Source organism: Streptomyces sp. H27-D2 (assembly GCF_035828615.1).
Lineage (GTDB): Bacteria > Actinomycetota > Actinomycetes > Streptomycetales > Streptomycetaceae > Streptomyces.
The window spans coordinates 60,223-79,940 of the sequence record NZ_JAYMZR010000022.1 but is presented as its reverse complement, the minus strand read 5'-3'; the positions used below and the strand labels follow the sequence as shown (position 1 = coordinate 79,940).

General features: G+C 73.8%; 19 protein-coding genes and 1 pseudogene. 9 read left to right on the top strand and 11 right to left on the bottom strand.

Annotated features, from left to right (window positions below; genetic code table 11):
* Both QMK28_RS11785 and QMK28_RS11780 read right to left on the bottom strand, forming a co-directional pair.
* Nucleotides 1-205, bottom strand: a pseudogene (locus QMK28_RS11785) (hypothetical protein); the annotation flags it as partial.
* Nucleotides 206-361: 156 nt separating this feature from the next.
* Complete coding sequence (locus QMK28_RS11780) at nucleotides 362-1,111, bottom strand: ANTAR domain-containing response regulator (RefSeq protein ID WP_326437034.1); 750 nt, start codon at nucleotides 1,109-1,111, stop codon at nucleotides 362-364.
* 243 nt (nucleotides 1,112-1,354) lie between these two features.
* Here QMK28_RS11780 and QMK28_RS11775 point away from each other — a divergent pair, with 243 nt between their 5' ends.
* Nucleotides 1,355-2,665 carry a diguanylate cyclase gene (locus tag QMK28_RS11775; RefSeq protein WP_326437033.1) on the top strand — a complete coding sequence of 437 codons (1,311 nt, stop codon included), beginning with the start codon at nucleotides 1,355-1,357 and terminating at the stop codon, nucleotides 2,663-2,665.
* A gap of 157 nt (nucleotides 2,666-2,822) precedes the next feature.
* Here QMK28_RS11775 and QMK28_RS11770 read toward each other — a convergent pair whose 3' ends face one another.
* Together QMK28_RS11770 and QMK28_RS11765 are read right to left on the bottom strand one after the other, a co-directional pair.
* Nucleotides 2,823-3,629: a SigB/SigF/SigG family RNA polymerase sigma factor gene (locus QMK28_RS11770; RefSeq protein WP_326437032.1), complete on the bottom strand. Its 807-nt coding sequence runs from the start codon at nucleotides 3,627-3,629 to the stop codon at nucleotides 2,823-2,825.
* Between the two features lie 261 nt (nucleotides 3,630-3,890).
* The gene (locus QMK28_RS11765; RefSeq protein ID WP_326437031.1) at nucleotides 3,891-4,439 is read right to left on the bottom strand and encodes an ATP-binding protein; all 549 of its coding nucleotides are present in this window, start codon (nucleotides 4,437-4,439) and stop codon (nucleotides 3,891-3,893) included.
* A gap of 156 nt (nucleotides 4,440-4,595) precedes the next feature.
* Between QMK28_RS11765 and QMK28_RS11760 the strand changes: the two genes are divergently transcribed.
* Nucleotides 4,596-5,138, top strand: coding sequence for a GntR family transcriptional regulator (locus QMK28_RS11760; protein WP_326437030.1), 543 nt, complete (start codon nucleotides 4,596-4,598; stop codon nucleotides 5,136-5,138).
* Between the two features lie 2 nt (nucleotides 5,139-5,140).
* Nucleotides 5,141-5,914, top strand: a complete 774-nt coding sequence (locus tag QMK28_RS11755) for a GntR family transcriptional regulator (RefSeq protein WP_326437029.1) — start codon at nucleotides 5,141-5,143, stop codon at nucleotides 5,912-5,914.
* 210 nt (nucleotides 5,915-6,124) lie between these two features.
* Here the strand turns inward: QMK28_RS11755 and QMK28_RS11750 are convergent, their stop codons facing one another.
* Nucleotides 6,125-6,853, bottom strand: coding sequence for a VCBS repeat-containing protein (locus QMK28_RS11750; protein WP_326437028.1), 729 nt, complete (start codon nucleotides 6,851-6,853; stop codon nucleotides 6,125-6,127).
* A gap of 305 nt (nucleotides 6,854-7,158) precedes the next feature.
* The gene (locus tag QMK28_RS11745) at nucleotides 7,159-7,650 is read right to left on the bottom strand and encodes a GNAT family N-acetyltransferase (RefSeq protein WP_326437027.1); all 492 of its coding nucleotides are present in this window, start codon (nucleotides 7,648-7,650) and stop codon (nucleotides 7,159-7,161) included.
* A gap of 212 nt (nucleotides 7,651-7,862) precedes the next feature.
* Between QMK28_RS11745 and QMK28_RS11740 the strand changes: the two genes are divergently transcribed.
* The 4 genes from QMK28_RS11740 (at nucleotide 7,863) to QMK28_RS11725 (ending at nucleotide 11,525) form a co-directional block, all read left to right on the top strand.
* A complete protein-coding gene (locus QMK28_RS11740; RefSeq protein ID WP_326437026.1) occupies nucleotides 7,863-8,312 on the top strand; it encodes a CBS domain-containing protein in 450 nt (149 codons plus the stop codon).
* Between the two features lie 393 nt (nucleotides 8,313-8,705).
* Nucleotides 8,706-10,226 carry a bifunctional phosphatase PAP2/diacylglycerol kinase family protein gene (locus QMK28_RS11735; protein ID WP_326437025.1) on the top strand — a complete coding sequence of 507 codons (1,521 nt, stop codon included), beginning with the start codon at nucleotides 8,706-8,708 and terminating at the stop codon, nucleotides 10,224-10,226.
* 111 nt (nucleotides 10,227-10,337) lie between these two features.
* Nucleotides 10,338-11,147 carry a class I SAM-dependent methyltransferase gene (locus QMK28_RS11730; protein WP_326437024.1) on the top strand — a complete coding sequence of 270 codons (810 nt, stop codon included), beginning with the start codon at nucleotides 10,338-10,340 and terminating at the stop codon, nucleotides 11,145-11,147.
* Nucleotides 11,148-11,171: 24 nt separating this feature from the next.
* Nucleotides 11,172-11,525: a VOC family protein gene (locus QMK28_RS11725; protein WP_326437023.1), complete on the top strand. Its 354-nt coding sequence runs from the start codon at nucleotides 11,172-11,174 to the stop codon at nucleotides 11,523-11,525.
* A 47-nt stretch (nucleotides 11,526-11,572) separates the two neighbouring features.
* Here the strand turns inward: QMK28_RS11725 and QMK28_RS11720 are convergent, their stop codons facing one another.
* Nucleotides 11,573-13,708 carry a DUF5107 domain-containing protein gene (locus tag QMK28_RS11720; RefSeq protein ID WP_326437022.1) on the bottom strand — a complete coding sequence of 712 codons (2,136 nt, stop codon included), beginning with the start codon at nucleotides 13,706-13,708 and terminating at the stop codon, nucleotides 11,573-11,575.
* Nucleotides 13,709-13,808: 100 nt separating this feature from the next.
* Between QMK28_RS11720 and QMK28_RS11715 the strand changes: the two genes are divergently transcribed.
* Both QMK28_RS11715 and fes read left to right on the top strand, forming a co-directional pair.
* Nucleotides 13,809-13,940: a hypothetical protein gene (locus QMK28_RS11715; protein ID WP_326437021.1), complete on the top strand. Its 132-nt coding sequence runs from the start codon at nucleotides 13,809-13,811 to the stop codon at nucleotides 13,938-13,940.
* Between the two features lie 53 nt (nucleotides 13,941-13,993).
* Complete coding sequence (gene fes / locus QMK28_RS11710; protein ID WP_326437020.1) at nucleotides 13,994-15,301, top strand: enterochelin esterase; 1,308 nt, start codon at nucleotides 13,994-13,996, stop codon at nucleotides 15,299-15,301.
* Nucleotides 15,302-15,343: 42 nt separating this feature from the next.
* Here fes and QMK28_RS11705 read toward each other — a convergent pair whose 3' ends face one another.
* From QMK28_RS11705 to QMK28_RS11690, 4 genes are all read right to left on the bottom strand, one after another.
* Entirely contained in the window at nucleotides 15,344-15,928 is a 585-nt protein-coding gene (locus QMK28_RS11705) for a GNAT family N-acetyltransferase (protein WP_326437019.1), read from the bottom strand.
* Nucleotides 15,929-15,945: 17 nt separating this feature from the next.
* Nucleotides 15,946-17,646, bottom strand: a complete 1,701-nt coding sequence (locus tag QMK28_RS11700; RefSeq protein WP_326437038.1) for a CoA transferase — start codon at nucleotides 17,644-17,646, stop codon at nucleotides 15,946-15,948.
* Between the two features lie 140 nt (nucleotides 17,647-17,786).
* Nucleotides 17,787-18,776: a sigma-70 family RNA polymerase sigma factor gene (locus QMK28_RS11695; RefSeq protein ID WP_326437018.1), complete on the bottom strand. Its 990-nt coding sequence runs from the start codon at nucleotides 18,774-18,776 to the stop codon at nucleotides 17,787-17,789.
* 102 nt (nucleotides 18,777-18,878) lie between these two features.
* Nucleotides 18,879-19,697: a 4'-phosphopantetheinyl transferase family protein gene (locus tag QMK28_RS11690; RefSeq protein ID WP_326437017.1), complete on the bottom strand. Its 819-nt coding sequence runs from the start codon at nucleotides 19,695-19,697 to the stop codon at nucleotides 18,879-18,881.
* Nucleotides 19,698-19,718: the final 21 nt, after the last annotated feature.

Genomic DNA, 19,718 nt, shown 5'->3' with positions numbered 1-19,718 from the left:
CGGGCTCCGGGCGGCGGGCGGGCGCGGCGTGCCGCGCGGCCAGCGGGGGGAGGATCGGCGGGGCGGGGGTGGGGGGCGGGGCGGGGAGCGGGGGCGAGGCTCTCGCCGGGGCCGGGTCGGGCCCGGGTCCCTGATCGGCGTCCGGGGCCGGGTCGGACCCCGGGTCGGTCCGCTGCATCCGTACCTCCGACGACGGGTGGATCATGGGCCCATCACACAAGTGCGCGCATATCCACCTTCGCAGATCCCGGCGGCCCGGCAACGGGACGACACGTCGTCGGCGGACGTTTGCCCGACCGGGCCAGGGTCACACGCCACCGCAGGCCGCGGCGCGGCCGGCGAGCCGGACCGGGGGCCGCTCTCAGCGGGGCGCGGCTCCGGGAACCCCGCGCTCCTTCGGAGCGAGCCTGGTCAGCTCCGCCTCGATGCCGCGACCGCGGGTGCGGACGAGGGCCTGGGCCAAGTCGGACAATTTACGGTTGGTGCGCTGCGACATTCGGCGCAGGATGTCGAAGGCCGCGTCCGCGTCGCACTCCAGCACGTACATGAGAATGCCGCACGCCTGGTCGACGACGGGGCGCGTGCGCAGGGCGGTGTCGAGCTGGTCGACTTCCGCGAGCGCCGCGCGGTAGCGGCGTTCCCGGGCCAGGCCGGTGGTCGCGAGGTCACCGAGCAGGGCGGTGACACTGCGCGTCTTCTCCCCGATCACGCCGGGCCGGAATCCGTAGAGGGTGACGGTGACGGTCAGCCCGTCGTGGTGGTACGGAAGAGTCGCGCTGGACCGGATGCCCGCTTCGAGGGCCTCCGCCCGGTACTCCGGCCAGCGGTGGTCCATCAGCAGGTCCTCCGCCCCGACCGGCAGGCCGGTGTCGAGCGCGGCGGGGATGGGGCCCTCGCCGCACTCCCACTGCACGACGACGAGCGGGGACAGATCGGGGTGGGTGACGGCCATCGGCGGCTCGGCGCCGCCCTCGGAACGAGCCGTCGCGGACGCGCCGCAGCACTGGGGGTTGTACCGGACGGCCTGCTCGGCGAGCTGGGCGAGACTGCGCACCGCCGACCCCTCTTCGGGGAAGCGGCCGAACTCGGTGTGCGCCTGGATCGCTGGCATGGCTGGGGTGACTCCCTTCGATACCGTCTTCACCGTCTTCGATACCGTGCTGGCGAGCTCCGGACCTTCAACTCTGCCGATGCCCTTCCTGATAGCCGTAAAACGGTACCGCGCCCGCCAGTTGACGGCGTTTGCGAGCCCGTCCGGGACGCACCACCGGGTATGCCCCGGGCACGCCGGGGGACTTGGCATGACCTGCCGCGACCTGACCCCATGGCCTCACGCAGCGGATACCTTATGAGCATGCCCCAGGCCGAAGATTTCGGAGCCGAGCTCGTCGACTTCCGTAGACGGGTGGAAGAGTTGCGCACCGCGCGTGCGCTGCCGGCCCCCGAGCGGCTGTCCGTTTTGGACGCCGCTCTTTTTGAGCTCCAGCACGCGGCGGACGTCCTGTGGCCGCGCTACGAGGAGCTCGCCGGGGCCAGGCGTCCGCCCGGCGACCACTCCAACGGCCAGGAGCAGCAACTGCTGCGCGCGCTCTTCCAGCGACTGCCGCTCGCTGTCGCGCTGTTGGACCACGAGGCGGTCGTACGGCGTCTCAACTTCGCCGCCACGCAGCTGTTCGGGATGCGCGCCGGGTACGCGACGGGGCGCGCCCTGACCGGGTCGCTCGGGCACAGCGGCCGGGCCGTGTTCCGTTCCCAAGTGGCCGCCGTGGCACGGGGCGAGGGCGATCGCGGCCTCGTCGTCCAACTGCTGCGAGCACCGCAGAGCGGCGCTCCCGGCGTCAACTCCGGTGCCGCCGGGGCAGAAGCGACAGCCAGCGGGGACGGCGCGCTGCGGGCCACGCTCACCGCGCTGCGTCCGCCGCGGGAGACGCGGACCGCGGTGCTCGCGGTGTTCCACGGCGCCTCCGACCGGATGCCGGGCACCCGCGGCGGGGCGGGCCGGGACCTCCCGCGGGGAGCCGGCCACAAGCGCGCGGCCGTGACCGTGCTGGCGGAGGTCAGCCGCAACGCCGAACTGATGGATCTGCTGGACGAGATGACGACCGCCCTCCTGCAACGGCGGGGCGGCACGCCCGAGACAGTGGTGGAGCGGGCCGCCGGGGTGCTGCACGGGCGGTTCGCCGACTGGGTGGTGGTCGACCTCGTCGGCCCGGACGGCGGGCGGCTGCGCCGCGTCGTGACCCTCGGCCCGCCGGGTGAGGACGGCGGCGACGCCGCGGAGCGGGACGCGGCCGACCCGGCTGACTCGGCTGCTGAGGCGGACGTAGCTGGTCAGGACGCGGACCGCATCGCCGCAGTGCGCGAACAGGAACCGACCGACTGCCCGTTGGTGGTCGAGGCGGCCCGTGCGGGCGCGTCCTCCCTCCAGGTGCGGCCGGAGGACGTGGAGGCGTTCGGCCTGGACGCCGGCGGGGCGGCCGTGCTGGTGCGCGCCTCGGTGACCTCGCTGCTGTGCGTGCCGCTGCGACTGCCCTCGGGAGCGGTGCGGGGCGTGCTCACGCTCTTCCGTACGGGTGGCCGCCGCGCCTTCGAGCTGGCCGAGGCGGGCGCCGTGGACCGGATGTCCCGGCATCTGGCGCTCGCCCTGACCCGCGCGAAGGGCTGACCGGCGATCCAGGGCCGACGGCTGGGAGAGCGGCGGACCGCCGATGGCTACGGGCCGGCCGCCGCCGGATACGGACTGGGTGCGCTGCGAGCCAATCGGCTGGGGGACCGCGCGGGCTACGGGCTTACGGGCCGGGAAGCTGTCCCTGGCCGGCCGGTTACGCGGCCATCCTCGTCTCCTCCTCGCGGACCTGCGCGCAGAGCCGGTCGCAGGTGCGGCTGATCAGCCGGGAGACATGCATCTGCGAGATGCCCAGCTTCTCGGCGATCCGGCTCTGCGTCATATCGCAGAAGAACCGCAAGTAGAGGATCTCCCGCTCCCGCTCCGGGAGTTGACGCAGCTTGGGCTTGAGCGCCTCGCGGTCGACGACCAGCTGGAAGCCGGGGTCGGTGCCGCCGAGCGTGTCGAGCAGCGCGTAATGGTCGTCCGCGCTCGTCAGTTCGGCGTCCAGCGAGAGCGTGGCGTAGCTCTCCAGCGCCTCCATGCCGAGCCGCACCTCGTCCTCGGACATCCCGGCGTGCCGGGCGATCTCGTCGACGCGCGGGCTGCCGCCGGTCGAGGACAGGGCCATCTCCTGCTTGGCCGTCCGTACCCGGTTGCGCAACTCCTGTACCCGGCGCGGCACATGGAGCCCCCACATGTGGTCGCGGAAGTGCCGCTTGACCTCACCGACGACGGTCGGCACCGCGAAGCTCTCGAAGGCCGTCCCCTGCGAGGGGTCGTACCGCATCACGGCCTTGACCAGGCCGAGCGAAGCCACTTGCCGCAGGTCCTCGATGGACTCGCCGCGGTTGCGGAAGCGCCGGGCGAGCCGGTCGGCCATCGGGAGCCAGGCGCGTACGACCTCCTGGCGCAGGGCCTCGCGCTCCGGGCCGTCCTGGAGTTCCATGATGCGCACGAAGGCGGCCGCGGTGTCCGGCGCGTCGTCGTGCGAGTGCTTCCGGCGTGCTCCTACGGGCGTCATCTTCCGGCTCCCTCAACGGTGGACGTACGGTCACCGCGGGAACCGGTTTCGGACAGAGGCCGAGACACGCTCGGGACAGCCGGAGCTGTTCCCGCGGGCGTGCCTTCAGTCCGAAGCACGGGGTTCGCCTGCCCCCCGAAGATTGCGCTAAACGAATGCCCGGCGGGGGCCGTCGCCCGGCTTCCGGTCGCCGGTTCGGCCGCGCTGACCACGCACCGCGCGTGATCAACGCACCGGATGCCGTCACCGCGACGGCTGCCGTCACCGCAACGGGTGCGACGGCCGCCGCGCCGGTGCGGGCGACTCGGCGCCGCGCACGCCGAGGGCGCCGTGCGCGTCAAGCGTGCCGTGCCCGTCGAAGCCGCCCGACTCGCGGAGATCGCCCAGCCGGTCGCGTGCGTCGAGATCGAACACGGCCCAGACGACCTTCCCGAACGGCTGCCGCCGCGAGGTGCCCCAGCGGTCGGCGAGCGCCTCGACGAGCAGCAGGCCGCGGCCGTGCACGTCGTCGTCCGCGGGGTGGTCGACAGCGGGCGGCGCGGGCGAGCTGTCGTGCACCTCCAGGGTCACCGCACCGTTATCCAGGGTGAGTTCGAGCAGGAAGCCGCGCCCCCGCGGAGTGCCGTGCAGCAGTGCGTTGGTGGCCAGCTCCGAGGCGCACAGCCGCAGATCGTCCGTGCGGTGCGTGACCTTCCAGTGGGCGAGGACCTCCTCGGCGAACGAGCGGGCGCAGCCCACCGATTCGGACTTACGCTCGAAGAACCGCCGGGCGCTGTCGGGTGGGATGGGTGCGGGCTGTGGTGGCTCCATGGATCCCCTCGCGAGAGCGCTTCGCGCCAAGTGTCGCGAAGCTCACAACCGAATACCTTAAGGCGTACCGACTTAAGGTGGCAAGGTGTCATGCCACCGGTACCGAGACGCCAGTTGTAGCGTTGAAGGCCGTTCTCGGAAGTGGGGTGTGTGCTGGTGGCGCAGTATGAGTGGGAGAGCGAATCCGCGCGATATCTGACCCCCGGGGAGCGGGGCGCGCCGGACGCCTGGGCCCGGGAGGCTGCGGAGTCGAACCGGCGCGGCGGCCAGCGGCTGCTGGACGCCGGCGCGGTGATCCCGCCCGCCGACGTGGCCCGCGGCCTGGGGCTCGCGGACGACGAGGAGGCCATCGTGCGCCGCCGGCTGATCCTGCTGGACGGCGCACCGGTGGAGCTCGCCGACTCGTACTACCCGGCCCGGATCGCGGCGGGCACCGGGCTGGCCGAGGCCGGAAAGGTTCCGGGCGGGGCGGTCTCGCTGCTCGCGGAGCTGGGCTACGTGGCCGGGCGGGCCGAGGAGAGCGTCACGGCACGGATGCCGAGCGAGGCCGAGCGCGCGGCCCTGGGGCTCGGCGACCGGGAGCCGGTCATGGTCCTGTCACGTATTGTCTTCGCCGGTGATGAACGTCCGATGGAGGCGTGTGTGATGACCATGACCGCGAGGGATCGCGCGGTGCACTACCGGCTGCGGCTCGGCTGAACGTGGCTCACTGGACCGACACCCGACCCGCCCACCAGCAGATCGCCGCGCTCCTGCGGGACCGGATCATGTCCGGCCGGCTCGCGCCCGGCGTGCAACTTCCCTCCACCCAGCAGCTCATGGCGGAGTTCGACGTCGTCGGCACCACCGTGCAGAAGGCGCTCCAGGTGCTCAAGGCCGAGGGCCTGGCCGTAGGCCGGCCGGGCAAGGGCGTGTTCGTCCGCGCTCAGCCGCACCACAGCATCGTCCCCGCCGCGTACATGCCGCCGTCCCGCACCGGCGAGCCCTACGCCTGGATGCCGGAGGCCGCCGCCCGGTCGATGACCGGGGCCAGCCGCATCCTGGAGGTCGCGGAGCTCCAGCCGCCGCGCGATATCGCGCAGGCGCTCGAACTCCCCGCCGACAAACGCGCCGTGCTCCGCCGCCGCCTTCTGCTGCTGGACGAGGAGCCCGCCGAACTCGTGCACTCCTACTACCCCGCCGACCTGGCCGTCGGCACCCGGCTGACCGACCGCCGCCGCATCCGGGGCGGATCGCCCACCCTGCTCACCGAACTGGGCTACCCGCCGCGGAGGTTCGTCGACCGCATCTCGGTGCGCCCGCCGACGACCGAGGAAGTCCTCGCGCTCGAACTGCCCGCCGAGGTCTGCGTGCTGCGCACCGCGCGCGTCGTGTACTCGGACGCGGACCGGCCGATCGAGGTCTCGGTGATGGTGAAGGCGGGGCATCTGTACGAGTTGGAGTACGGGATGCGGGTTGGACCGGGCGGTCCATAGCGCGGTGGCCGGCGAGGTCGCACCGGGTTACGCGCCCGGTGGACGTGTCCTCCAACGCCTGGGGGCGCCTCCCGGGGGAAAGGCTGAAAATTCAGCCCGTCCTGGGGGCACCTCCCGGCCGAAGGCTGGGGGAGTTTGAGGACACCCGTCCACCGGGCGGTCACCGCACCAACGGTCCGGGACGCGGCCTCCACCGAGCGGGCAGCATGCCTACTCCGCAGTCCAGAGCCCCAGCGCGGCCCCCGCCCCCGGCGCCCCGAGATCGCTCGGGGCGAAGGAGACGGCGCCCTTCGTGGTCAGCCCGCCGGCCGCACCCGGCAGCACCCAAGCCGCACCCATGTCCCCGGACCCCGTGTCGACAGGCCCGTCTTCGCCCGGCGCCCCGACGCCGAGGTCCGCCTTGCCGTCACCGTTGAAGTCGCCGCCGGCCATGTCCTCACCCTCGGCGCCCTTGCTGTCGGTGAGCAGGGCCCCCGAGGTCAGCCCGTCCTTCGCGCCCCAGAGGATCGTGACGAAGCGCCGGTCCATCTCGTAGTAGTTGTCGGCGTGCACGGCCAGGTCGGTGAAGCCGTCGCCGTTGAAGTCACGGGCGACGGTGCGGCTGCCGAACTTGTCCTCGGCCATCGCCTCGCCCGCGACGCCGGGGCTGTCCAGGTCGAGGATCTGCCGGTGGCCGGTGTCGGCGCCGTTGGCGGAGCCGTAGACGACGGCGGCATAGCCCGCCTTGGCCTTGCCGCCGACGGCCCCCTTGGGGGCGGAGACGGCGAAGTCCTCGTAGCCGTCCTTGTTGAAGTCCGCCTGGGGCGCGAGCCCGGCGGGGCGGGCCGCGCTCGAGGTGCCCGCGCCGGGGCTCCGCGCGGGGGCCGAACCGTCCGCGCCGCCCGGTGCGGCTCCGGCCTGCACCGCCAGTACGGCCGATCCGGCGACCAGCGCGACCATGGCCGCGGTCCTGGGCCGGTGATGATGCGGCGTCGATGACGCACGGTTCCTCCAGTGGTGCTCGGGGTGGCGCTCAGGACAGGGGCGGGCTGTTGCGGTCCATGACACCCGTGAACACACTCGGAACGGAGGACATCCGTGCGGTGGCCGCAGTGCTCACACCCTCAAGGCATCCGACCCCCGGGTGGTGGTTGCGCTGATTCCGCAACGTATTGATGTGACGCGGACGCCCCGGCGCCGCGCTCGGCGGAAGCGGCACCCTCGGCGGAAGCGGCACCCTCGGAGGAGGCCCGCAGAGGAGGCCCTCAGAGGAACCGGTGCATGATGTGCAGCCCGACGTAGCCCTTCTCCGGGTGCAGGAAGCCCTCCGGCAGCGTGCCCAGCACCTCGAAGCCGAGGGAGCGCCACAGCGCGACCGCCCGGGTGTTGGTCTCCACGACCGCGTTGAACTGCATCGCCCGGAAGCCCTCCGCGCGCGCCCACTCGACGACGTACTCGCCGAGGGCCCGCCCGACGCCCCGCCCCGAGTGACCGGGATCGACCATGAAACTGGCGCTGGCGATGTGCGCGGCGGGGCCCATGTGGTTGGGGTTCATCTTCGCCGTGCCGAGCACGGTCCCGTCGGGGTCGACCGCCACGACCGTGCGGCTGCCCGGCGCGGTCAGCATCCACATCCCCCGGGCCTGCTCCTCGGAGACGTCGCGGGGCCAGGTGTAGGTGTCGCCCGCGGCGACGATGGCGCGCAGGAAGGGCCAGATCGCCGGCCAGTCCTCGGGGGTCGCTCCTCTGATCTGCATGGCTACATCATGACCGGCCGCGAACGCGGGGCACGAGCGCCTTTCCCGCGCGCGGACGGCTCGTCCGCGCGGGCCGCGCCGACCCCGTGTCAGCGGCCCCCGACCGGGTACTCGCGCCCGGAGCCACACCATCCGCCGCAGCTCCCCGGCCCGGCCCCGCGACGCCGGAGGAACCGCGACGGAATCAGCTCGAGCGAGGGAAGGCGAAAGCCATGGCACGGTTCGTGAGGGACGTGATGACGTCGGCGGTGGCGTCGGTGAGGCCGGACGCCTCGCTCGTCGAGGCGGCCCAACTCATGCGCGCCCAGGACATCGGCGATGTGCTGGTCGCGAAGGACGGCGTCCTGCTGGGAGTGGTCACCGACCGGGACATCGCGCTCCGCGCGGTCGCCGACGGAGCGGACCCGCTGACGGTCAGCTGCCAGTCGGTGTGCACCCCGGAACCGGTCTGCGTCGGACCGGACGACGACCTCGCCACGGCGGCCACGCTGATGCGGCTGAACGCCGTGCGACGGCTGCCGGTCGTCGAGGGCGGCCATCCAGTGGGGGTGGTGAGCATCAGCGATGTGGCGCAGGCGCAGGACCCCGACTCGGTGCCGGCCCGGATCGGCGAGGCCGCGCCGGACGGCTGGCCGGAGGCCGACGACGGCTCGCGGCGGTGACGGCTCGCGGCGGTGACGCGGTACGGAGGATGCGCGGTACGGAGGCGGCGCGGCGGTGACAAAGCCGGTGCTGTACGGAGCCGCCGGAGCCGTACGGAAGTGACGCGGCCCGGAGGTGACGCCGTACGGAGGTGACGCGGCCCGGCCCTCGACGACCGGGCCCGGACGCGCGGAATCCCGCACCCCGAGCCGGGTCCGAGGCTCATGACCAGGGCGAAGACCGGGCCCCCGGGCACCCGCCCACGGACCGGAGCCCCTCCTCCCGCAGGGGCCTCGGCCGACAGCGCCGGCACGGCCGCACCCCCCGTGCCCGGGGCCCGGCGGACCCCCGCCGCCCGCAGCGCGCCGCATCGGCTCGCAGCCGCCGGGTAGGTGGTTGGCATGATGACCGACATGAGACAACAGCTCAGCAATTGGGACCGGACGATTTTCCAGCAAGTGGCATCCCGCCGATGGCCCGGAGCCGAACGGGTACTGCCGAGGCTCAGCCACAGCGCCAACCACGGCCTGCTGTGGTTCGGCGTGGCAGCCGGCGCGGCGGCGCTCGGCGGCCGGCCGGCGCGGCGCGCGGCCCTGCGCGGTGTGGCTTCCCTCGCGGTGGCGTCCGCGACGGTGAACACGCTCGGCAAGCGCTCGGTGCGGCGCGCCAGGCCGCTGCTCGACGCGGTGCCGGCCATCCGGCAGGTGAAGCGGCAGCCTTTCACCACCTCCTTCCCGTCCGGGCACGCCGCCTCGGCCGCGGCCTTCACCGCCGGGGTCGCCTTCGAGAACCGCTGGTGGGGCCTGGCGCTGCTGCCGCTGGCCGGATCGGTCGCGTTCTCCCGGATCTATACGGGCGTGCACTACCCGGGCGACGTCCTCGCCGGGGCCGCTCTCGGGGTGGGCGCGGCGCTCGCGGTGCGCGGCCTCGCGCCGACCCGCTCGCAGCTCGCGCCCCCGGCGCGCCCGCAGGCCGACGCGCCCGCGCTGCCGGGTGGGCGCGGGCTGGTGCTGGTGGCGAACGCGTCGTCCGGCCAGCGGACCTCGGCGCGCGCCGAACCGGCCGCGGAGGTGCGCAGGGCGCTGCCGATGGCGGAGATCGTGGAGTGCGGCACGGAGGGCTGCGAGCCGCTGGACAAGGCGCTGGAGACAGCGGCGGCGCGGGCCGTGGAACTCGGCGGCGCGCTCGGCGTGCTGGGCGGCGACGGCACGGTCAACGCCGCCGCTTCGGTCGCCGTCCGCCACGGCCTGCCGCTCGCGGTGCTGCCCGGCGGGACGCACAACCACTTCGCGTACGACCTGGACATCGAGTCGATCGCCGACGCCTGCCGGGCGGTGGAGAGCGGCGAAGCCGTCTCGGTCGACATGGCCCGCTTCCAGCCGTGGTCGGGCGGCGCTGCCGGGGCCGGCACCGCGACCGAGTCGGGTGAGAGCGGCGCTTCCTACTTTCTGAACACCTTCAGCCTCGGTTCCTACCCCGAACTGGTGCGGGTGCGGGAGCGGTGGGCCGGCCGGATCGGCGCGTGGCCCGCCGGGCTGCTCGCCGCCGTGCAGGTGCTGCGCACCTCCGAGCCGGTCAATGTCATGGTCAACGGCCGGCGGCGCTCGCTGTGGCTGCTCTTCGTCGGCAACTGCACCTACCGGGGCGTGGGTCTCGCGCCGGTGCGCCGGCACGATCTGGCCGACGGGGTGCTGGACGTCCGCGTCGTGCACGGTGGCCGGCTGGCCCGTACCCGGCTGCTGACAGCGGCCCTGACCGGAGCCCTGCGGCACTCCCCCGTGCACGGCAGGGCGCGACTGCGCAGGCTCACCATCGCCGGCATAGAGCCCGGGACGCATCTCGCCTTCGACGGGGAAGTGGCTCTGTCCGACGGCGAGTTGGTTATCGACAAGCTGAACGAGGCGTTGACCGTGTACCGCCTGCTGCCCGAATAATGAGATGGAACTCTCGCCATCCGAGACAAGCGCGTACCGTCGGCGGCACGTCCCGAGTGCCCCCGCACTCCCGACGTGCTCGCCGCTCGCTCCGGATCGAGGGAATCTCCCGTGCCCGAACACCCTGCCGTCTACACCCACGGACACCATGAGTCCGTCCTGCGCTCGCACCGCTGGCGCACCGCCGCGAACTCCGCGGCCTACCTGCTGGACGAGCTGCGGCCGGGCCACTCGCTCCTCGATGTGGGCTGCGGGCCCGGCACCGTCACCGCCGACCTCGCCGAACTCGTCGCGCCGGGCCCGGTGACGGCCGTCGACGCCGCGCCGGACGTCCTGGAGACGGCCCGCGCGAGCGCGGACCGGCGCGGCCTGGACACCGTCCGCTTCGCGGTCGCGGACGCGCAGGACCTGGACTTCCCGGACGACTCCTTCGACGTCGTCCACGCCCACCAGGTGCTCCAGCACCTCGGCGACCCGGTCAGAGCGCTGGCCGAGATGCGGCGGGTGTGCAAGCCGGGCGGAATCGTCGCCGCCCGCGACGCGGACTACAGCGCCATGGCCTGGTACCCGGAGCCCCCCGCACTCGAGGAATGGCTGGAGCTCTACGGACGGGTCGCCCGGTCCAACGGAGGCCAGCCCGACGCCGGGCGCCGGATGCTGGCCTGGGCGCGGGAAGCGGGCTTCACCGACATCACCCCGACGGCCGGGGTCTGGTGCTACGCGACCCCCGAGGACCGCGCCTGGTGGAGCGGCCTGTGGGCGGACCGTACGACCAAATCGGCCTACGCCGCACTCGCGGTCGACGGCGGCCACGCCACCGGCGACACGCTGCGCCGCATCGCCGACGCGTGGCGGGAGTGGGGCGACGAGCCGTCAGGATGGTTCAGCGTGCTGCACGGCGAGATCCTCTGCCGCGCCTGAGTTGGTCCAACTAGGCTGCTCCGTATGGACATCTTGGGGACTTCGCTACGGGTGTGCGTCGACGATCTGGACGCCGCGATCAGTGTCTACGAACGGCTGACCGGGACCGAGGCGCTGCGCTTCCAGCGGGGCAGCGTCTCGGTCGCGGCGGTCTGCTGCTTCTTCCTCATGAGCGGTCCGGAACGTGAACTGTCCGTCCTGCGCAGGATCGTGGCGACCCTCGCGGTGAAGGACGTGGACGAGGCCGCGGCCGATCTGCGGGCCGTCGGCGCGCAGATCATCGCCGGGCCGCTGCCCACCCCCATCGGCCGCAATCTGGTCGCCCGGCACCCGGACGGCGCGGTCTTCGAATACGTCGACCGGCGCCAGGAGGTGTAGCGGCGGCACGGGCGCGACGCGGCGGCGCTCCACCTCGCCACCCCTCGTCAGCTCTGCCGGCCGATCGCGGGCCGTATCCGGTACTCGTACCGCGCGGGCAGCGGGTGTTCGGCGCGCGCCCTGGCCCGTACGTCCTCGGTGAGCGGCCCGTCGCCCGCCGTCAGCCGCTCGGCGATGGCGTGCCAGGTCGCGTCGAGCGACTCGTCGCCCTCGCGCAGGTCGTCCACCTCGAAGCCGCGGTCGAAGACCGCGCGGGCACTCGCCGCATCGCCCTGCGCCAACAGCACTTGCGCGTGCAGGAGTTGGAATCGGCCGCGCTCACGGACGTCCGGGCGCAGCCGCGCGAGCACCGCCGCCGCGTCCTCGGTGCGCCCGTCGGCGAGCAGCGCGGGGACCGCTTCGCGGGCGAGGGCGATGCGCAGGAGTTCCCACGCGCCGCCGACCGCTCCCCCGTCGCCGGTCTGCTCGCCGCGCCCATCCCCGGCTCCCTCCCCGCCCGCTCCGGACTCCGTACCCGGCCCGGTTCCGGCCGGACAGCCGAGCGCCTCCAGATAGCGGTCCGCCGCGCGGCTCGTCTCGCCCGCTTCGGTCTCGGCCACCGCGAGGCAGCGCAGCGCCCAGGGCGTCGGGCCCACCCGCAGCGACCGTTCCCAGCTGCGGACCGCCTGCGCTCGGTCGCCCGCGTGCCATTGGGCCACGCCCAAGTGGTAGTCGACGTCCCCGTCCCCGCCGCCCTGAACGTCCGACGGCGCGGCCTCCAGCAGGTCCCGCCAGTGCGGACCGACCAGCGACGGACCGGCCGGGGGCGGGGTCGCGGGCAGCGCTCCGGTATGCAGCAGGTTCAGCCACGGTTGCTGCTCCGCGCCCAGCGTCGCCGCTTCGAAGGGCGTGCCCGGCAGTTCGTAGCCGCCGCGCTCGACCTCCAGCGCGCCCCAGCCGGAGCCGGTCGCGAGGCTTTCCTTGGGTTCGGCGTCGGCGTACGGGCGCCAGGCGGCGTAGACGGCGTCCAGGCCGGCGCGCGGCAGCGCCGTTTCGAGCCGGCCGGCGGCCTCGGCGCACGCCGCCGTCCAGTCGTCGCCGTGCACGGCCGCCGGGTCGGCCGCGAGCGGGCCGTACGCCTCCAGCCAGGCGAACTCCTCGCCCGCCGCGAGCGGTACGTGTTCCAGCTGAGTGCGGGCGAGTCCGGCCTGAATCTCGGCGTAGCCGCCGGTGCCGGGCTCGGTGAGCCACTCCTGCCAGCGCCGGCCGCCCGCGCCGCTGCCCCACAGGAACAGCTTGCGCCCGCGCAGCAGATCGGTCGAGGTCTGGACGAGCCCCTGGCCGTCCTCGTCGAGCGAGGCGATCCAGCGGCGCTCGCCGTCGGGTACGTCGTAGAAGTAGTCGGCCGGGAAGTCGCCGCGCAGCGGGTAGCTGCGGTCGACGCCGTCGGACTCGGGGACGGGGACGCGGCGCAGGCTGCGCTCGTAGCCGTAGTGCCAGGCCGCGTCGGCGGGCGCGAGGACGCGGGTGCGCTCGCCCTCCGGGACGGCGATGTTGGACCACCAGTAGACCGGCACGGTGCGGTCGTGCGGATTGCGCACGCGGACGCCGACGTACAGGAAGTCGGAGCCGTCGGGCAGCCACAGGTCGACCTGGAAGGGCAGGTCGCGCAGCCGTTCCCACTCCCACAGGCGCAGCATCTCGCCGCCGTCGGGGGCGGGCACCCGGGCGGCGTGCATCGGGGCGCAGGAGAGTGTGGTGTGGCCGGTCGCGCCGATGTTCCACTCGATGCCGCCGGAGAACCAGGCGCCGTTGAGGGCGAAGGCGGCGGGCTGGAGGACGGGGTTGCGGTAGAGGAGTTCGCGGCCGGTGGGCTTGTGCAGCAGGGAGTGCACGCGACCGCCGAGGCCGGGCAGCACGGTGGCGCGCAGCCGGTCGTTCTCGATCACGATGGCGTCGAGGTCGGTCGGGGTGCGCTCGCGCCGGTAGCCGTCGCGCAGCCGGACGGGCAGCACGGAGCGCAGCGGCTCGTAGCCGATCTGCCGGGCCATGGCGGAGGGGAGTCCGGCGCGGGCCCGGTCGTCGATGCTGTGCGTCTCGTCCAGCGGGCACAGCGCCGGCAGCGGGTTGTCCGGGCCGATCTGCGCGGCGGGAAGGGTGAGGGTGGTGCGTCGCACGCTCGTGGCCACGGTGTCCTCGCTCATTCGTTTACCTGGGCCACCTCGGCTGCGGTGACCGCCCGATGACCATGGAACAGCGTCGGGTGGCCGCTGAACAGGGGGTCTTCCGGTCAGCCTGTTCGGGGTGGCGCCGGGACTGCTGTTCGGGCTGCTGCTCGGGTCGCTGCCGGGGCTGCTGGTCGGGTCGCTGGTCGGGTCGCTGGTGGGCCGTGCGCGGCCGTGCGCGGAGACGCTTCGCGGGCAGCAGGTAAGGTAGCCCTAACCTTAAGTTGATCTTTGCCTGTAGCCGCCAACCGGAAGCTGTGCCGCATGCCCGTGTCCGCCCTGCCGACCGCCACCGCCAACCGGCCGCCGAGCGTGCCGCGTCCCGCCCCGGTCGAGCGCGCCGAAAGCCCCGTGATCACCGCGCTCGCGGCCAGGCCCCAGAGAGCCGGCGACTTCTGGCGGACGGCCGAGGCGCAGGGCGCCCCCCTTGTCGAGCCGGACCCGGACGGCGACCCCGCGTACGCGGTCGTCACCTTCCTCTGGCGGGGTACGGACGCGACGCGCGCCGTCCTCGCGATGCCCAACAAGGTCTTCGACCCGCGCGATCCAGCGGCGAATCTGCTGACCCGGCTGCCGGGCACCGATGTGTGGCACTGGTCGCTGCGGATGCGGACCGACTGGCGGGCGACGTACACGCTGTGTGTGGACGAGGGCAGCGGCAGCGGTGACGCTCCGGCGGAACGCGACTCAGCCGCCTACTGGCAGTGGCTGCGCGGCCAGAACCGACGCGACCCGCTCAACCCCGTTACTCTTGCCCGCCGCTGGGGCGGCGACCCGCTCTCGGTCGTGGAGCTCCCCGATTCCCCCGACCGCTCCGCCTGGGAGCCGCGCACCGGTACGTACGCCGGCTCGGCAGCCGCCACCGACGCCGCCGCCGGCGCGGTCTCCGTCCACACGGTCCGCAGCGCCGCCCTCGGCAACGAACGCCGGGTCTGGGCGTACACCCCGCCCGGCCATGATCCCTCGCACGAGGCCGAGTTGCCGGTCCTGGTCCTCTTCGACGGCGAGATGTGGCAGCCCGGCCTCGGCGTGTCCGTCCTCCTCGACAACCTGATCGCGGACGGCCGCATCCCGCCGCTGATCGCGCTGCTCCCCGAGTCTCTCGACAGCGCCACCCGCTGGTCCGAACTCGCCTGCAACGACAGCTTCGTCCGCTTCCTCAGCGACGAACTGCTGCCCTGGGCCGCCGAGCACTGGCCGGTCACCGCCGACCCGGCCCGTACGGTCCTGGCGGGCCAGAGCCTCGGCGGCCTGATGGCGGCGCACGCCGCGCTGCGCGCGCCGCACCGGTTCGGGAACGCGCTGTCCCAGTCGGGCTCTTTCTGGTGGCCGGACGGCCCGGACGCCCAGTGGCTGTCCGGCCTGGTGGAGAGCTCACCGAAGGTCCCGGTCCGGTTCCATCTGTCGGCGGGCGAACAGGAGTGGGTGCTGCTCCCTGCCAACCGCCGACTGCGGGACGTACTGGCCGCCAAGGGTTACGAGTTCAGCTACGGCGAGTTCAATGGCGGCCACGACTACCTGTGCTGGCGCACGGAGTTGGCGGACGGACTGATCGCCCTGCTCGGCCGCTGAGTGAGGGGGCGGGCGGGGAACCGTCGGGAGAGGGAGTCCGGCTCACCGAGAGGCGGCGTCTCCCGCCGCGCCGCTCCCCGCCGCGCCGGGCATATCGCTGGTGAGGGCCCAGCGTTCATGGTCGCGCCAAGCGCCGTCGATATGGAGGAAGTCGGGCGAGTAGCCCTCCAGCCGGAAGCCGTGCCGCTTGGCGACCTTCACCGACGACTCATTGGCGGGCTGGATGTTCACCTCCAGCCGGTGCAGGCCCAACTCGCCGAAGGCGTAGCGCAGAACGAGCCCGAACCCCTCGCCGAACAGGCCCCGCCCGGCCGCGTGCGCGAACGCGCCGTAGCCCATCGAGCCGCACTGGAAGGCGCCCTGGACGATGTTGCTGAGGGAGATGAAGCCCGCGAGCCCGCCCGTCTCCAGCTCGACGATGACAAAACCCTCACGGCTCGGCTCCTCCAGCTTCGAGACGTAGGCGCCGAAGCCACCGGCGTCCGTCGGCGGGAACAGCCACGGGTGGTGCAGCCGCACGCTCTCCCGGGCGCGCCGGGTGAACTCCTCCCGGTCCTGACGCCGGAAGTGCCGGATGGCCACGCGGGTCCCGGTGGCCAGGTACGCGTCAGCGGGGTCGGTAGGCATCCGCCGATGGTACGAAGTCACTCGTGCCGGTGCCACTCGGGGGAGTCCGTGCCCAACAGACCGGGGGCGCGCCACCAGTCGGCGGCACTGCGGTCGAAGGTCGCGGGCGGCAGCGCGTGCCGGACACGGCCCTGCGGCCCCGGAATCTCCCGCAGCCAGCGCTCGGCGGCGTACGGCTCGGTCTCCCGTTCCTTCCGCCCCCAGAGAGCCCCGCGCGCGGGCCCTACGGGCTTGATGCCGTCGAGCAGCCAGGAAGCGGTCTGCGCCAGGGCCAGCCGGGCCACCCGCGTGCCGCCCGAGTGCAGTTGCTCGGTGACCGAGCGCAGCACGGCGGCGGCGAGCAGATAGCCGGTGCCGTGGTCGAGCACCTGGGCGGGCAGTACGCCGGGGCTGTCGTCCTCACTGGCCCGACCGGCCCCGCTGTCCCGGCTGGCCCCGCTGGCCCGGCTGGCCCCGCTGGCCCGGCGCTCCCGGTCGGTGTCCCCGTTGCCGGCCGTGCCGTCCCGGTCGCGGTCGGGGGCGCTGCCTCGGCCGCTCTCCCGATCGCTCTCCCGGTCAACGTCCCGGTCAATGTCCCCGTCCCGGTCGGCGTCCGGGTCGCCGTCGCTGACCGTGCCCCGGGCGCTCTCGGTCACGGCGATGCCGGAGGCGGCCTGCACCAGGCTGTCGAAGCCGCGTCGCCCGGCCCAGGGTCCGTCCGTGCCCCAGGCGCTCAATTGCGCGATGACCAGGCCCGGGCGGCGTTCGGCGAGGGCTTCCGCCGAGAGGCCGTACTGGTCCAGCGCGCCCGGCCGGTAGCCGGTCACCACCACGTCGGCCGAGGCCAGCAGCTCCTCGAAGGTGGCCCGGCCGGAGCGAGAGCCCAGATCCAGTTGCGCGGAGTGCTTGTTGAACCCGGTGTCGTTGTACGCGTCCTGGCTCTCCGGCAGTTGAGGCGCGTCGAGCCGCAGCACATCAGCCCCGTACAGCCCGAGCATGCGGGTGGCCACCGGCCCGGCGATCACCCGGGTCAGGTCCAGCACGCGCAGCCCGGCGGCCGGCATCAACGGGCCGTCGGACGGCAGGTCCACGCCGTCGGACCGCATCGTCACACCATCGACCGGCTCCGACGACGGCCAGCGGGGCGGCGCTTCGTCGACCCGGTCCAGCGACAGCAGCGGAGCCGCCGCCGCGGCCTTGCCCTGCGGGTGGGCCGCCCACTGCTCGCGGCTGCGGACGGCGATCGCCAGCCCGCCCGCCGCGTACACCGCGACCTCGACCTCTTCGGCCGTGCGTCCGGCGAGTACGGCGGCCACCCGCTCGGTCAGCGCGGCTTCGTCGTCACTGTCCGGGATGCCGAGGGCGGCGAGCAGCCTGGTCCGGTGGTGCGGATAGTTGGCGTGGGTGCGGACCCAGCCGTCGGCGCTGCGCCAGAAGCGCGACAGCGGCGCGAAGGTCTCGCCCGCGCGCCCTTCGACACGCAGCAGGCGCTCGCTGACGAACGCGGTCGCCACCGCACGGTCGTCCACGGCCACCTTCGGCAGCGGCAGCCCGGCACGGGTCGCCGCCAGCTCGGCGGCGGCCAGCGCGCACACCGCGACGGTGGACCTGGCCAGCTCCATCACGGGCAGCCGCGCGGGCAGCAGCCCCGGCGGTCCGGTAGAGGCGATCGCCCGGGTCAACGTGCGGTGGCCGCCGAGCACTGCCCAGGCGTGGGCGGTTCCGTCCTTGGATCGCATCACCACCGCATTCTGGCACTCCGTGCCACGACAGCGCGCCAGCGAGCCCTGCGATTCGGCGCTTCGGGCTCGCGGGAGCACTCGCACACCTCGCCCGCCCACGGAACGTACGGCGCACCCGCGCACAGCGGCGCGGGGAGCTACGCCTCCAAGCGCTCGGGCAGCCCGAACGCGGGGAACAGCCGCTCCGTGTCCAGGAACGAATTGATCCCGGCTATCCCGCGCCCCGACACCTCGATGACCTGGAGTGCCCACGGCACGAAGCCGCCTTCCGCGCCCGCCGACCGGTACTGGCCGAAGGCCGGCGCGCCGTTCGCGACGGTCGGCAGCAGTCGCGACCCCCGGCAGCCGGCGCCGATGCCGAGCAGCCACCAGCGGATGTCGGCGTGGCCGCGCAGCCACAGGTCGTACGGCGGCATGGACAGCACCGCGTCCTCCCGCAGCAGCGAGGTCAGCGAGTCGAGGTCGTAGCGCTCGAACGCGTCCACGTAGCGCGAGAGGAGGGCCTGCTGCGCCTTGTCCATGGGCAGGATCGGGTCGGTGGCGGCCGGCTCGCCCGCGGCCAGCGTGGCGCGCGCCCGCTGGAGGGCGCTGTTGACGGACGCGACCGTGGTGCCGAGCAGCTCCGCGACCTCGCCGGCCTTCCACGCCAGCACCTCCCGCAGGATCAACACCGCCCGCTGCCGGGGCGCGAGGTGCTGCAAGGCGGCGATGAACGCCAGCCGGACCGTGTCCCGCAACGCGGCCACGTCGGCCGGGTCGCCGCCCTCGGGCACCACCCGGTCGTCCGGCACCGGGCCGATCCAGACCGCCTCCGGCAGCGCGGGGCCCAGGGTCGAGGAGGACGAGGCCGCGCCCCCGAGGTCCATCGGGCGCGCCCGGCGCGCCCGGCCGCTCGCCATGTCCAGACAGACGTTGGTCGCGATCCGGTAGAGCCAGGAGCGCAGCGACGAGCGGCCCTCGAAGCGGTCGTGGCCGCGCCAGGCCCGTACCAGGGTGTCCTGGACGGCGTCCTCCGCCTCGAACAGCGACCCCAGCATCCGGTAGCAGTAACCGGTCAGCTCCACCCGGTACCGCTCCAACTGCGTCTCCAGCGCCTCCGGCTCGGACGGTGCTGTCGGTTCACTCATCGAGGCCCCCCTGGCGGCCTTGGACGCGGCAACCGCGCGGTGCGACCCGCGCCGAAGAGTCGCGGAACGGCCTCCCGCGACCCGATACGACCCGCTACGAATCTACGCCCCGGCTCTGACATCGGCCGCTGGAGAGGGCCGCCGCTCGGCGCAGGCCGCCGTGTAGCCGGCGTCCACCCGTACATCGGTCAGCGTCCACTCCGGCAGCGCGGCGGGCGTCGCCCCCGCGCCGACGTAGGTGATCGAGGGGTCCTCGGCGAGGCCGGTGCCGGTGCCCTTGAGGTACGCCTCCTTGCGCGTCCAGCAGCGGGAGAAGGCGGCCGGGCGGCTGGGGGCGGGCAGCGCGGAGAGCTCGGTCCGCTCCGTCGGGTGCAGGGTCGCGGCGACGTCCGTCGCGGTCCGGGGAGAGGGGACCTCCTCCACATCAACGCCGACCGGGACGCCCGCGAGGCCGATCAGCACCAGTTCGCGTGCGTGCGAGAGGGAGAAGTGCAGCGGAGTCCCCTCCACCGCGGGGCGGCCGTGCGGGGCGCCGCAGCATGGGCACGGCTCGCGGATGAAGGCGATCCGCGCCGGGTCCGCGCCGAGGTAGGCGCCCAGGATCCGGCGCAGCGCGACATGCGCGGTCACATAGCGGTCGCGGTCGACGTCACGGACGAACGCCGCCGCCCGCGCACGCTCCGTCGTGTCGAGAATCCCCGTGTCCCGGGCGAAGTCCAGGGCCTGGCCCTGCTGCTGGCCGCGGTCCGGGAGCGGGCCGTGGTCCGGCCTCGGAGCTCGATCGCGGTCCTGCCGCTGCGGCTGCTCGGGCGCGCGCACCAGCCACAGATGCGGGCCCCGCGCTTCCCACCGACGCATCGGGGTCGGGAGCGGGTCGCTGCCGAGCAGGCGCGGGACGAGGCCAGGAGCAGTGCGATTCACCGGGCCCATCCTTCCAGAACG

Bases quoted from the DNA above. Each gene is read 5' to 3' on its own strand.
- QMK28_RS11780 (WP_326437034.1), bottom strand. From the start codon at position 1,111: ATGCCAGCGATCCAGGCGCACACCGAGTTCGGCCGCTTCCCCGAAGAG.
- QMK28_RS11775 (WP_326437033.1), top strand. From the start codon at position 1,355: ATGCCCCAGGCCGAAGATTTCGGAGCCGAGCTCGTCGACTTCCGTAGA.
- QMK28_RS11770 (WP_326437032.1), bottom strand. From the start codon at position 3,629: ATGACGCCCGTAGGAGCACGCCGGAAGCACTCGCACGACGACGCGCCG.
- QMK28_RS11765 (WP_326437031.1), bottom strand. From the start codon at position 4,439: ATGGAGCCACCACAGCCCGCACCCATCCCACCCGACAGCGCCCGGCGG.
- QMK28_RS11750 (WP_326437028.1), bottom strand. From the start codon at position 6,853: ATGGTCGCGCTGGTCGCCGGATCGGCCGTACTGGCGGTGCAGGCCGGA.
- QMK28_RS11745 (WP_326437027.1), bottom strand. From the start codon at position 7,650: ATGCAGATCAGAGGAGCGACCCCCGAGGACTGGCCGGCGATCTGGCCC.
- QMK28_RS11740 (WP_326437026.1), top strand. From the start codon at position 7,863: ATGGCACGGTTCGTGAGGGACGTGATGACGTCGGCGGTGGCGTCGGTG.
- QMK28_RS11735 (WP_326437025.1), top strand. From the start codon at position 8,706: ATGAGACAACAGCTCAGCAATTGGGACCGGACGATTTTCCAGCAAGTG.
- QMK28_RS11725 (WP_326437023.1), top strand. From the start codon at position 11,172: ATGGACATCTTGGGGACTTCGCTACGGGTGTGCGTCGACGATCTGGAC.
- QMK28_RS11720 (WP_326437022.1), bottom strand. From the start codon at position 13,708: ATGAGCGAGGACACCGTGGCCACGAGCGTGCGACGCACCACCCTCACC.
- fes (WP_326437020.1), top strand. From the start codon at position 13,994: ATGCCCGTGTCCGCCCTGCCGACCGCCACCGCCAACCGGCCGCCGAGC.
- QMK28_RS11705 (WP_326437019.1), bottom strand. From the start codon at position 15,928: ATGCCTACCGACCCCGCTGACGCGTACCTGGCCACCGGGACCCGCGTG.
- QMK28_RS11700 (WP_326437038.1), bottom strand. From the start codon at position 17,646: ATGCGATCCAAGGACGGAACCGCCCACGCCTGGGCAGTGCTCGGCGGC.
- QMK28_RS11695 (WP_326437018.1), bottom strand. From the start codon at position 18,776: ATGAGTGAACCGACAGCACCGTCCGAGCCGGAGGCGCTGGAGACGCAG.